The following is an 11,450-nucleotide window of genomic DNA, read 5'->3' as shown; positions in this document are numbered from 1 at the left end:
GAGCACCCGGCACAGCCGCTGCACGCCGAACTCGGCGCGATGGTCGGAGATGAAGTCCCAGCGGCGGGTCTTCACTTCACCTCCTTTGCGAAATACGCGGCTGCCCGGCGCAGGATCTCGCGTTCGAGCTGCCATTCCTTTTCCGCACCCCGTAGCCGGGCGTTCTCCGCCCGCAGGCGCGCGAGCTCGTCCGCCTCGGTCCCGTCGGCGCCGGTACTGCAGTCCTGCGACCGCGCGTTACGGGCGGTGTCCTTGCGGACCCACGTCCGTAGCGTCTCGCCACTGACGCCCACATCCGCGGCCACATCCGCGTACGTGCGTTTACCGTCGGCCGCGCGGTACAATGCGACCGCGTCTTTCCGGAATTCCTCCGTGTACAGAGACTGGCGTCCCACCTCGACATCCCTCCTGGCTCTCCTAGAACCATTGTCAGGGGTGTCCACTCCAAGGGGGCAACCTCAGTCACCGCCTTCACCGCCGCGGCCGCCCGCCCGACCAGCGGACCGACCACGTCGGGGAGCCCGCCGAGGTTGCGGATCGCTGCCTCGATCGCCACCGCCCGGGCGCGGGCGTTGTCGGCGTTCTCGGTCAGCTCGCGGCGCACCGCGTCGGTGCGGGCCTGGGCGATACGGGTCTCGGCGATCTGGATCTCGGTGTTGGTCAGCTCGTGGATCGCGCGCAGCTGCGCCAGCAGGGTGGCGGCGGTATTCGGGGTCGAAGCCATCAGGGCATCACTCCTTCACGAAGAATGGTTCGGATCGGGATCTTCGGTACGCGGTGCCCGCACTGGCACCGCTGGCAGGACTACCCCACCCGGCGCGGGTGTAACCCGCAGCAGGAGGAAGCGCGCGTGTAATGCGCCGGACACGTGCGGACACTGCGTGGCCGGGAAACTGCCACTCACCATCCGGGACGTGCAGCCGGCCCCGGATGACCGGAACCGATCATCCCCAAGATGGACGAAAGTCCTCGAACCGCAGCAACATTCGGACGGTGTGCGCCTCCACCAGGGTGGTGTAGAAGTCGACTCGACGGACCTGCTCGTCGGTCGCGGTGGCCAGATCCACCCCGAGGAACCTTGCGACGGCGTATCGCACGTGCCTGTTCACGGGTTCTCCGCCTCACCGTCGGTCGGCGGTGGCAGGTTATGCCGGCTGCTGGGTCGGCGCCACCAGGCCGGATCCGCCGACTTCGTCGATCGTTGTCCCTCCGGTACAACACCGGCGCGGGCGATGGTCTTCCACACCGGGCGGGCGGCGAGCACGGGAGGGGCGTGCGGATCCGGGTGGAGGTGGCCGGGGCGGCGAACCCGGTGCGACCATGGGATATGGCGCGGAACCGATGGCCCGGGATCGCCCCACCTGCCTCCGGTGGTATGGCGGTGCGCGGCCGCTGACCGGAGTGACCGCCTACCCGGCCGGGGTGGCACTGTGCCTGGTCCTGGTGGCCACCGGCATCCCCGCCGAACTCGCCCGCCACGAGACCCGCCCGCTGACCGACCCTCACGACCGGTCCGCGCACTGGTCGTATCTGCGGGTGCGGGTGAGGATGGACGATCAGGCCGGGGACGCCGACCCGTACGAACCGGCGTCGTGTACCTCGTCCCCCGGACCGCCGGACCAGTACCGCACCCTGCTACTGGATCCCCGGCTGCCCGCGCACCGGGGCCCTCACCCTGACCACCAGCTGGCACCAGATCGGACTGCCCGTCTCCGTCGACGTCCTCGACCTCGGGGTCAGCCCATTCTCCACCGAATCCGGCTGACCACCGAGACGAGGTAATCACCGAACACAACGGATGCGCACTGTGGGGCCGAGACGGCGACCGTCGCCGAAAAATTTGGATCTGTCGACTCCACACCGTTCCACAGTGCTCCTTTGATCGCACGGGAGTCGCCCTCTCACCTGCTGGTGAAACTGGTTGTGCACGCGGGCCGTCGCTGCGTCGCGCACCCTTGTCGCGGACGCCGGTTTTGCCGGACACCGGTCCGGGGTACGTGGTGACTGGGGTTTCTCGAGGTGGTGATTGCGGTGCCCGATTCCTACGCCGACGTCGTCGAGCGGTTGTGCGGCGAGTTCGACGGCCGGGTACCGCTGCCGATGGTCACGCAGATCGTGCGGCAGTGCTGCCGCGAAGCGAGCAGCGCCGACTCCCACTTCCCGGCCGATCCGACTCCGCGCGGACTCGAAGGCCTCGCGCGGCAACGTTTGCAGGCCGCGGCGACCCGCGGCGGGACGACCGGCAGCGGAGACGAAACCTCCTGAGGCACTCACTCCCCGCCGCGTCCTGGTTCGGCGGCACCGCCGCCACACCAGTCCCCGCTGATTCGGCGGTTCGCCTTCACCTACCGGCCCCCACCCCGAGTCCCCGAGAACATCAGCTACGTGAATCTGTGTCGCGGCTCGGTCCCACCGAACGGGCTCCGCACCCGCACTGGCGGTGGCCGGCCCACGACACCATCCCTGCGGCTGCTCACCGCGGTCGCGGTAGCGCGATCCTCGTGACCGGACCCAACTGGAACACCGCGATTACCCCGCACGTTCCGAATGTTCCTGCGCCCGTGCCGAACACTCGCGACGATCACCGGTACCACTGGAAGGGGCGGCAGGTCATGGTGACGCCAATCATCGTTGTCCCGGGGAGAACAGCCACTGCATTCGGGGAGAACATCCGGTGCCGTGTGCGGCTGGGCCGCACGGGCAGGAAGATCGGTCGATGATCGAGGCTCACCAGTGTCCGAGGTTTCCCTGCCACAGCGCCGAGATGACGGACAGGACGATGACCAGCGGATAGTACAAATTGAGCACCGTACTCACCTCCGGGAAAAGGGGGACGGACGAGCGGTTGTCGCCCTTGCCGGAGTGCGGGTACCCGCTGGGCCGACGAGTACGCGGGCCCGTGTCCGCGAATGAGTCGATGGCTCCACCGCCGGACAGGGTGACCGGTGACGGCGGAGCACGGCGGTGTCACCACCCCTTCGTGATCTTGCACAGAAGCAATAGATTTACTCCTCTGGTCGTCGTAGAATATGTCCAGAATTTCGTTGGATATCCGGGAGCGCAATGTCCCGGTTTCGAGCGGAAAGGGTGAGCGCCATGAACGATCCGTTGCACACCGTGCCCGAGGCCGATCGCCTCGAACAAGACCTGTCCGCCGATCCCGCCCTCGGTGCGGCCGGCCCCGCCGACTGGGAGGCAGACGCCACCTGGGATGCGCCGGAGGCCGACCGATTCGAGCAGACCCAACCGGTCAGCTCTGCCGAGGACCCGTGGCGTGCCGGGGGTCTCGAGACGGAATGGGATGTGCCCGAAGCCGACCGGCTCGAGCAGGCCACCACCGTCGCCTTCGACGACGAGGATCGAGACGAACCCGCCGGCGGGGCGGTGGGGTACGAGGTGGTGGAGGAATAGCTGTAACCACGCCGGCCCCGCCGGACGGCACCGGCCGGGCCGCGGAAAGGGGTGCGAGATGAGCGAGATCAGGACCGCGCCGCTGTCGCGGTCCGAGGCGGCGCACGCCCTCGACACCGTCACACAGGCACTGGCGGTGCTGCGGGACGAGACCGCCGCGCAGGAGCCGCTCGAGGAGGTGCTCGGGCGGCTGGCCCAAACGGCGGCCACCGCGGTGCCCGACGCGGACGCGGTCAGCGTCACCCATCTCGACGACGCCGGCCCGCGCACCGTGGCCCTGACCGACGACACCCTCGCCGCCATCGACGGGGACCAGTACGCCGCCGGCCGCGGACCGTGCCTGCAGGCCGCGACCTCACGGCACCCGGTGCGGGCGGTCGTCGGCGAACACGCCGACCGGTGGCCGGAATTCACCGCCGCCGCTCGGGCCGCCGGAATCCGGGCGTATCTGTCGGTGCCGTTGATCGTCGACACCCCCGGCGAGGATCCGGGAGAGCTGGCGGGCTCGTTCAACGTCTACGCCCGCACCGCGGCGGCGTTCGACCCATTCGACGAGAAACTGATGCAGCTGCTGACCACCGCCGCCTCGGCCGCGATCAGCAACGCCCGCCGGTGGCGACGCGCGCAGAGGCAGGTCGAGCACCTCACCGAGGCGCTGACCTCCCGGGCGGACATCGACCAGGCCAAGGGGGTGATGATGGCAATGCACCGGATCGGCGCCGACGAGGCCTTCACCCGGCTGTCCGAGATCTCCCAACGCACCAACACCAAGGTCCATGCCGTCGCCCGCCACCTGATGGCCGAGTTCGCCAACCCCGAACACCCATCGCCGCTGTGAGATCCGGCAACGACTGCGTCGAGGCCACCGGGTGAGGGCGATCGCAGGATTGGGTGGTTCGGACCGAACGCCGAAGGCGCAGAGAGTTATTCGAAAGGGCAGCATCATGGCGGGGCGGGCACCGGATCCGGTGCGGTGGTGGCGGTTGCAGCCGTGCAGCCGTAACCCGTTGATGCGGGGCACCGATCGGGTCGAGGCGGTGGTGGTGACACTGGTGGTCACGGTGGTGTTGTTGCTGGTGCCGGTGTGCGCGGCGGTGGGGACAGAAACCTTCACCTCGCTGCAGCAGCAGAGCCGGGCGCTGGCGGCGCAGGCGCGGCCGGTCCCCGCGGTCCTGCTCGTCGACGCCGGTATCGATCCGCAGGCCGAACCGGCGGTGCGGATCATCGACACCGGCGCCTCGTCCTGGGCGCGGTGGACGGTGGACGGGCGTGAGCACACCGGACAGGTTCCGGCGCCACCGCAGGCGCGGGCCGGAGACACCGTCACCGTGCCGGTGGGACCGGACGGGGAACTCCTCGACCCGCGCGGTGGCACCGAGAATGCGGTGCTGGCGATCGCGGCGGCCTGCGGGTTGTGGGCGGCCCTCGCCGGCGCCGGCGGGCTGATGATCTGCGGGGTGCACCGGATGCTGGTCCGGTCCCGGCTGCGCGTGTGGGATCAAGCGTTAAAGAAGTTCGCGGAACCACCCCGCTGAGCTGCCGCTTCCCCGGTGTCCGGATACAGCCCCCAGGGGCTCACAAAGCCGTATCCGGACCGGATCGGAGAATGCACACCGACCCCACCTCCCGACGCTACGCCCCACCGTGTCGTGGCCGAACTCATCTCTCCCACCAGATGCGGTCATCCGACGGATGGGGTGGGCCGGCGCGCGCCGAACGGTCGGCGGCGCGGTGCGGCCGGACGGCCCGGCCTCGGCCGCACCAACTCCACCCCGGACGCAGACCCGGTGTGGGCGGCGGTGAACGCGTCGGTGAGGGTGCCGAAGCACTGCACCGCATCGAGCCCGGCGTCGTCGAGGATGTGCCGCAGGGGTCCGAATGCGGCGACGGTCAGCCGGCTGCGTTGCTCACGGAGCCGGGTGCCGGCGTCGGCGAGGACGGCCAGTGCGGCGCAGCCGACGAACCCGGCGGGCAGCAGGTCGACGACGGCGCAGCGCCCGCGCAACACGACCTCGTCGAGGCAGGCGGCCAGAATCGGTGCGGTGACCGCGTCGAGGTCGCCGCTCACCCGGAGCACGATCGGGCCGCCGACGGGTTCGTCGACCTCGAGGGCGAAACCGCCTTCGTCGGGATCGGCCTGGTCGAAGAACGCGGTCTGCGACAGGGCAAGCCGCAGATGCTGCGGGCTGTCGATGACGGAACGAAGATAGACCATGGAAGGTGCTCCCCCGGGTGAGCGGGCGGGAGCGGAACCTGGTGGGGAGAGCTCCCCCCGCCGAGGTGGGCGGGCACCCGTCCGCGATGGTGGGTGGACTGCCGGGCTGGTGTCTGAACCTGCGCCCTTGACGGTAACCGGATCGGGGCGGTCACGAAACCCCCAACCGCAGCCTGATCGCACGAGCTGCTCCTGCGACGGACACGACCGCCCCGGTCTCCTCGTCAGTCCAGGTCGCTGCCGGCCTGCCACTGGGCCCCGGCAGCGACCAGTCGCCGTTCTGCCACAGCTCGAGCGGTGCGCCGCCGGTGCCCCGGACCTCGACGACGTCGCCGGGGACGGAGAAGTCGTAAAACCAGCGGGCGTTGTCGGGGCTGAGGTTCAGGCAGCCGTGTGAGACGTTGGTGTTGCCCTGGGCCCAGATGGTGTCGGCGAGTTCGTGGAGGTAGATGCCGTCGTTGCTGATGCGGGTGGCGTAGTTGATCGTTTCCTTGTATCCGAGGCGGGAGTTCACCGGCAACCCGTAGGTTGAGGAATCCATGATGACCGGGTTGGCCTTGTCGATGACGGTGTAGATGCCGGGTTGGGTCCAGAACGAGAGGGTTTGACCGCCTACGACTTCGGTGCCGCCTCGGCCCATCGACGTCGGCATCGTGCGGACCACTTGGCCGTTGTCGGTGACGGTGACCTGTTTGGTGGTGTCGTCGGCGACGGAGATGTGGGTGTCGCCGATGGTGAACGAGGTCTGCGCATCCTCCTGGCCGAACAGGCCTTCGCCGAGCGCGAGGCCGTAGACGTCGGCACGAACGGTGACCTGGGTGCCGGGTGTCCAGTAGTTCTGGGGCCGCCAGTGCACGTTCTGGTCGTCGGCCCAGTACCAGGAGCCGGCGACCGGGGGTGTGGTCTGCACGTGCAGGGCTTTCTCGGCGGCGGCGCGGTCGGTGATCGGTTCGTCGAAGTGGGTGACGATGACGATGCCGACGCCGAAGGTGCCGCCGTCGGCGAGCAGGTTGCCGCCGGTGGTGACGAAGGACGGCATGGTTTGGTTGCCGGGGGTGACCGTCGAGAACGTGCTGGTCTTCTCGCTCCGGACGCCCTGGTCACCGACGGCGGTGACCGCGACGGTGTAGGTGCGGCCGTAGCCGAGGGGTATCTGGTCGGCGTTCTTCACCGTCGCGAGCCGGTGCGCGACGATGACGACGGTCTGATCGGTTCCGGTGGCCTCGAGCGCGGTCTGGAAGATTTCCTCGTTGCGGCTGTCCAGGCTGGAGGTCGGCTCGTCCAACAGCAGCAGCGGTGGCCGGGCAAGCAGTGTGCGGGCGATCGCCAACCGTTGCCGCTCGCCACCGGACAGGCGGACGCCGTGTTCACCGATCTGCGCGTTCAAGCCGTCGGCCTCGGTGTCGATCCGGTCGCGCAGGTTGACGGTGTCCAGGGCCGCCCAGCACTGCTCGTCCGTCACCTGTGGGGCGGCGAGGGTGAGGTTGTCCCGGACGGTGCCCGAGATCGCGGGCGCGTTCTGTTCCACGTACCCCAGCTGCGAGCGCAGCACGGTCCGCGGCAGGGCGGTGATGTCCACCCCGGCCAGTTCGATGCGGCCGCCGTCGAGGTCGTAGAACCGTTCGATGAGGGCGAGGAGGGTGGATTTGCCGGCGCCGGAGAGTCCGACGATCGCGGTCCGGGAGCCGCGTGCGACGGTGAAGCTCACCGAGTCGAGGACAGGATGGTTCGGGCGGTACCCGAACCGGGCGTCGCGGAATTGGACCATCGGCGCCGCCGACGAGGCCGGGAGTATCGGGTGGGTGATGATGTCGGCGGCGTCCTCGGCGGGAATCTGCTGGATGTCGGTGATGCGTTGCAGGGCGCCGAGGGCGGCGGCTAGGGACTGCACCGCGGTGAAGGCGGTGTTGACCGGGCCCATGAACAACAGCATGAACAGGATGAACGTGACCAGTTCGGCGACGGTCAGATGCCCGGTGGCCACCCGGTAGCCGCCGACGCCGAGGACGACGAGCAGCGAGGCGTGTCCGGTGGTCTGCCGGAGCGGTTGGATCGCGGCGCCGGACCGAGCCGCGCGGATGCCGGCGTCGAACGCTGATCGGACCCGGTCGCCGAGCCGCGCCTGTACGCGGTCGGTGGCCCCGTTGGCGCGGATGACGCTGATCGCCGACAGGGTCTGGTTCAGATCGCCCGTCAGGTCCCCGAGCCGGGACTGGGTTTCGAACGTCAACGCTCTCAGCCGCCGGGTGATGTGAAGTGACGCTGCGACCACGATCGCGACGACGAGGACGGTGGCCCCGGCCAGGACCGGGTCGAGCAGCATCATCGCGGTCAGCGCGCCGACCAGGACGAGGATCCCGCCGAGGGGTTCGACCACACCGTCGGTGAGCGCGGCACGCAGCAGGGTGGTGTCCGAGGCGACTCGGGAGACCAGGTCCCCGACGTGGCGGCTGCGGTACTCGCTCATCGGCAGCCGCAGCAGGTGCCTGATCAGCTCGGTGCGGGCGGTGAGCACCACGCTCTCCGCGGTCCGTTGCAGCAGGTAGTACTGGATCGTGCCGAGGACGGCGCCGGCGGCGAGGAGCCCGACCAGCGCCCACACCAGGTCGCTGAGCGGGGCACCGTCTCCGACGGCGGTGATGATCCGACCCACCAGCACCGGTTGCACCAGACTCAGTCCGGCTGCGGCAACGGAGAACACCGCTGCCGCCCCGAGCAACCGGCGATGCTCACGCACATACGGCCACAACGCCCGCATACCTCCCCGTTCGGTGGTGCCTGCGTTTCCTCCCTGCGGATCCATCCATCCCCCCAACCCAGAAACAAGTTCCGCCATCATATTTGGCCCGGACCCGAATCTCTGGTTGACCGATCGCCTCGGGTGCAGCGACCGTGTGGGGATCTGACCGGTTGTCCATCCGTCATCGGTAGCGCGGGTTCGCCCGGTGGGCGTCTTGCGGGACAAGTGGTTCGTAAGTGCGAGAGAATTCGAAGATGACGAGGTCGGATTCCGAGGAGAACCGGTCAGACCCGAGGCTGGTTCGGCTCGGCTCTCTCGATGTCGATCCGGCGGCACTCGAGGGGCCCGGTTCGTCGCTGTGGGACCTGATCGGTGGCCGCCAGCTCACCTTTCGCTCTCCTGATGACCTGCTCGATCTCCCTCGTCAGGGTTGGCGGCCGATCTTCCCCAGCTGGAAGTTCATCGACAACCCGCGAGACGTCTTCGCCGCGCCGCACCCACACCAGCGAAATGGGTGGGTACTGGTGTTCCTGCACTGGATCGGAGAAGCCTGGACCGTCAGCACCGATCCCGGCCCGGTCCCGCTGCGGCGGCCCTGCGCGGCCCGGCGGGCGGGCCTGGAACTGCGGTGGCCAGCCGAGCAAACCGCCACGGTTGGCACACTGCCCGAAGTGCCGATCGATCTGCTCAATACCGCCGACCACGTTTGGACGAACGACGTCGGCGATCACATGACCGTCCGCGGGTGGGTGCTCGGACCGGACGGCGAACGGCTGGGCACCGGCCTGATGCTTTTCGCCCACGCGCCTCTACTGCCCGACCTCGCCCCGGGCGGCCGCATGTCCCTGCAAGTCAACCTGGGATCGGACATCGAGGCGCTAGCGGCTGGGCGCTACCGGGTGGTCGCCGAACTGCTCGACCTGCAGTTGCAGTCACCTCCGGGCACGCTCGTCCTGACGGAGCCCGACGACACCAGATGACCCGCTTAGTTCGGCATGGGGATGATGTGGCGACGCAGATCATCCGGGTCAGGGAGCGTGAGTTCGACTGTGGTGGCGGACAACCCCACCTGCGGCCATGCGACGAGGTACCGCAGGAGGGTCGAGCGAGGAAGTTCGCTCGTGGTGTACAAGAACTCGCGCCGGAACACGCCGGGCTTCGACTTTCCGGCGGTGCTGCGGCGGGGAAAGGGTTGCTCGGTCGAGTCGTCGGCGGCGCTGAACCGGAAGGCCACCCCCAGGACCGGTTGAGGGTTCGGGCGCCCGGTAACCGGGTCGATCTCGGCCGGCGCCCTGTACTGGCGTTCGGCGACGTCCGCATGCGCGCCCGTGGCGACAACCACCACGGCGATCTCCAGCCCACCCTTGTAGGCGATGATCGTGCGGAGCCCCACCTGCAGACCCGGGCTGCGCGCCAGAATGGCAGGCCCGTGCGCGATGGCGCCGAGGTCAGATGTTTCAGGGGGAAGCATCCCTATGTGCCACGACATGGCTCTCCTGATGTGGACGCAGATCGACGGCGGCGCACCCCTGAAAACCACCCCAGAGACGCGACACCGACCCGAATAGGCATGGTCAGGACGTTAGCCTCACCGCCGCCATCACAGCCGCGAAACGCGGCAGATGGTCCCTTTGACGGATCGTTATCCGGTGCCAATAGGCGTTCCTCCATCGGAGCCGGATTGTCGGGACTGAGACACGGAATGGATCGCAGCGCCGGGCCAGAGACGGTTTGCCTCACACGCGTCCTCGACGCCACGTCCAGACGCACCCGACGATGCCCGCCACGGCTACCACCGGGAGCACCTGCCTCGCCCTCGCCATGGTGACCGCCCGGTGGTACTGCTCACTCGACAGGAATTGCATTCCGCGTGTGTTGTCCGGGGTGGACAGATCCCACCAGAAACTCCTCATGCCGCTCACTGCATGGGGCCAGGCAGTGAACGCACCCACCGCGGCGGCGACCGCGAGGCACGTAACGGGGAATGCCACCCAGAACCAAGGAAACCCAGGGGCCCGCTCAAGTCGTGCACGCCTCGGCAAGACCACACGCGCGACCAATGCCACGACTCCGAGGGCAAGAGATAGCAACCACGCCACGACATAACGGTAGTGCTTTCACTCTCTGCCCCAGCCTCGAATGACCCGGAGAACTCGAGCCAGCAGTTCGGAACGAAACGCAGTACCGGATTGCCGATCAGCGATCCTTGGGTTCGTGCGGTGATCGCAACACCACTGATCAAAGGGTGTTGCACATGGCGAAATATTCTCATCGGATGGTTCCGGAGATCTTTCAGACGTTCTGGTCGGGGATGGCGGCGGGTGAGTTCATCACGGGCGCGGCCGAGGCGGCCGGCTCGTATCGCAAACAGGGTGCTCGGTGGCTCGCGGCCTGTGGTGGGGTGCGTCCCCGGCGTGGCCGCAACCTCAAGGGCCGGTGTTTGACGTTCGCGGAGCGGGAAGAGATCGCCATCGGCATCGCCGCAGGTCACACGCTTCGTGAGATCGCGAAAGCCTTGAACCGGAGTCCGTCGACGATCTCACGCGAGATCGCCCGCAATCGTGAGCCGTCCGGGCGGTACCGAGCCAGATCGGCTCACGCAGCCGCCTACCATCGGGCCTCGCGGCCCAAGCCGTCCAAGCTCGCCATCAATCCGTCGCTGCGCGAGACGGTCGAGAAATCCCTGACCGAGCGCCACTCACCCGAGCAGATCGCGGGCCGCCTCCGACTCGATTTCCCCGACGATCCACAGATGCGGGTGAGCACCGAGACCATCTACCAATCGCTCTACCAACCCTCCCGCGGCGGACTCGAACACACCCTCACTCGATCGTTGCGGACCGGACGTGGGCTGCGCCGACCCAGTCGGAAGGCCGGCCAGCGCAAGAATCGGATCCCCGACATGGCCAACATTGCGGACCGCCCCAAAGACGTGAAAGACCGTGCAGTACCGGGACATTGGGAGGGTGATCTCATTGTCGGCAAACGGAATCTGAGCGCGATCGGCACACTCGTCGAACGTTCGACCGGCACCGTCATGCTCGTTCATCTGCCCGACGGATACAAGCCCGAGCAGACCGCGCC

Annotated in this window: 11 protein-coding genes and 4 pseudogenes; 7 read left to right on the top strand and 8 right to left on the bottom strand. The window is 68.3% G+C overall.

All coding sequences use genetic code 11. The features are described 5' to 3' along the window. From ACNJ7E_RS39875 to ACNJ7E_RS39865, 3 genes and pseudogenes are all read right to left on the bottom strand, one after another. A pseudogene (locus ACNJ7E_RS39875) lies at window positions 1–395 on the bottom strand (transposase); the annotation flags it as partial. A 56-nt stretch (window positions 396–451) separates the two neighbouring features. Next, window positions 452–724, bottom strand: a pseudogene (locus ACNJ7E_RS39870) (ferritin-like domain-containing protein); the annotation flags it as partial. A gap of 220 nt (window positions 725–944) precedes the next feature. Next, complete coding sequence (locus ACNJ7E_RS39865; RefSeq protein WP_016881800.1) at window positions 945–1,109, bottom strand: hypothetical protein; 165 nt, start codon at window positions 1,107–1,109, stop codon at window positions 945–947. Between the two features lie 211 nt (window positions 1,110–1,320). Here ACNJ7E_RS39865 and ACNJ7E_RS39860 point away from each other — a divergent pair, with 211 nt between their 5' ends. The 5 genes from ACNJ7E_RS39860 to ACNJ7E_RS39840 all read left to right on the top strand — a co-directional run bounded on the left by ACNJ7E_RS39860 (window position 1,321) and on the right by ACNJ7E_RS39840 (window position 4,946). Further along, window positions 1,321–1,782 (top strand): hypothetical protein, encoded by a 462-nt coding sequence (locus tag ACNJ7E_RS39860; protein WP_418342436.1) that lies wholly within the window; start codon window positions 1,321–1,323, stop codon window positions 1,780–1,782. 249 nt (window positions 1,783–2,031) lie between these two features. Beyond that, window positions 2,032–2,265 carry a hypothetical protein gene (locus tag ACNJ7E_RS39855; protein WP_237724020.1) on the top strand — a complete coding sequence of 78 codons (234 nt, stop codon included), beginning with the start codon at window positions 2,032–2,034 and terminating at the stop codon, window positions 2,263–2,265. Between the two features lie 831 nt (window positions 2,266–3,096). Continuing rightward, window positions 3,097–3,411, top strand: coding sequence for a hypothetical protein (locus ACNJ7E_RS39850; RefSeq protein WP_016881798.1), 315 nt, complete (start codon window positions 3,097–3,099; stop codon window positions 3,409–3,411). 58 nt (window positions 3,412–3,469) lie between these two features. Beyond that, entirely contained in the window at window positions 3,470–4,249 is a 780-nt protein-coding gene (locus ACNJ7E_RS39845; RefSeq protein WP_418342435.1) for an ANTAR domain-containing protein, read from the top strand. 106 nt (window positions 4,250–4,355) lie between these two features. Further along, window positions 4,356–4,946 carry an Rv1733c family protein gene (locus ACNJ7E_RS39840; protein WP_016881796.1) on the top strand — a complete coding sequence of 197 codons (591 nt, stop codon included), beginning with the start codon at window positions 4,356–4,358 and terminating at the stop codon, window positions 4,944–4,946. Between the two features lie 146 nt (window positions 4,947–5,092). Here ACNJ7E_RS39840 and ACNJ7E_RS39835 read toward each other — a convergent pair whose 3' ends face one another. The 3 genes and pseudogenes from ACNJ7E_RS39835 to ACNJ7E_RS39825 form a co-directional block, all read right to left on the bottom strand. Further along, complete coding sequence (locus ACNJ7E_RS39835; RefSeq protein ID WP_418342434.1) at window positions 5,093–5,626, bottom strand: STAS domain-containing protein; 534 nt, start codon at window positions 5,624–5,626, stop codon at window positions 5,093–5,095. 224 nt (window positions 5,627–5,850) lie between these two features. Then, window positions 5,851–6,779, bottom strand: a pseudogene (locus ACNJ7E_RS39830) (L,D-transpeptidase); the annotation flags it as partial. Between the two features lie 174 nt (window positions 6,780–6,953). Further along, a pseudogene (locus ACNJ7E_RS39825) lies at window positions 6,954–8,384 on the bottom strand (ABC transporter ATP-binding protein); the annotation flags it as partial. A 236-nt stretch (window positions 8,385–8,620) separates the two neighbouring features. Between ACNJ7E_RS39825 and ACNJ7E_RS39820 the strand changes: the two are divergent. Beyond that, entirely contained in the window at window positions 8,621–9,346 is a 726-nt protein-coding gene (locus ACNJ7E_RS39820) for a hypothetical protein (protein ID WP_418342433.1), read from the top strand. Window positions 9,347–9,351: 5 nt separating this feature from the next. Here the strand turns inward: ACNJ7E_RS39820 and ACNJ7E_RS39815 are convergent, their stop codons facing one another. Both ACNJ7E_RS39815 and ACNJ7E_RS39810 read right to left on the bottom strand, forming a co-directional pair. Beyond that, window positions 9,352–9,855: a hypothetical protein gene (locus ACNJ7E_RS39815; protein WP_418342432.1), complete on the bottom strand. Its 504-nt coding sequence runs from the start codon at window positions 9,853–9,855 to the stop codon at window positions 9,352–9,354. Window positions 9,856–10,102: 247 nt separating this feature from the next. Continuing rightward, window positions 10,103–10,279 carry a hypothetical protein gene (locus ACNJ7E_RS39810; protein WP_418342431.1) on the bottom strand — a complete coding sequence of 59 codons (177 nt, stop codon included), beginning with the start codon at window positions 10,277–10,279 and terminating at the stop codon, window positions 10,103–10,105. A gap of 341 nt (window positions 10,280–10,620) precedes the next feature. Here ACNJ7E_RS39810 and ACNJ7E_RS39805 point away from each other — a divergent pair. Next, on the top strand, window positions 10,621–11,450 hold an 830-nt coding region (locus ACNJ7E_RS39805; protein ID WP_418341188.1), incomplete at its 3' end, for an IS30 family transposase.

The organism is Rhodococcus mengyinensis (assembly GCF_048381435.1).
Taxonomy (GTDB): domain Bacteria; phylum Actinomycetota; class Actinomycetes; order Mycobacteriales; family Mycobacteriaceae; genus Rhodococcus_F; species Rhodococcus_F opacus_D.
Note: the sequence above shows the minus strand (reverse complement) of the source record. Positions and strands in the feature narration are given on the sequence as shown.

Excerpts from the sequence above, each read along its gene's own strand:
- ACNJ7E_RS39815 (WP_418342432.1), bottom strand. The coding sequence starts at position 9,855 with ATGTCGTGGCACATAGGGATGCTTCCCCCTGAAACATCTGACCTCGGC.
- ACNJ7E_RS39835 (WP_418342434.1), bottom strand. The coding sequence starts at position 5,626 with ATGGTCTATCTTCGTTCCGTCATCGACAGCCCGCAGCATCTGCGGCTT.
- ACNJ7E_RS39850 (WP_016881798.1), top strand. The coding sequence starts at position 3,097 with ATGAACGATCCGTTGCACACCGTGCCCGAGGCCGATCGCCTCGAACAA.
- ACNJ7E_RS39820 (WP_418342433.1), top strand. The coding sequence starts at position 8,621 with ATGACGAGGTCGGATTCCGAGGAGAACCGGTCAGACCCGAGGCTGGTT.
- ACNJ7E_RS39840 (WP_016881796.1), top strand. The coding sequence starts at position 4,356 with ATGGCGGGGCGGGCACCGGATCCGGTGCGGTGGTGGCGGTTGCAGCCG.
- ACNJ7E_RS39845 (WP_418342435.1), top strand. The coding sequence starts at position 3,470 with ATGAGCGAGATCAGGACCGCGCCGCTGTCGCGGTCCGAGGCGGCGCAC.
- ACNJ7E_RS39810 (WP_418342431.1), bottom strand. The coding sequence starts at position 10,279 with ATGAGGAGTTTCTGGTGGGATCTGTCCACCCCGGACAACACACGCGGA.
- ACNJ7E_RS39860 (WP_418342436.1), top strand. The coding sequence starts at position 1,321 with ATGGGATATGGCGCGGAACCGATGGCCCGGGATCGCCCCACCTGCCTC.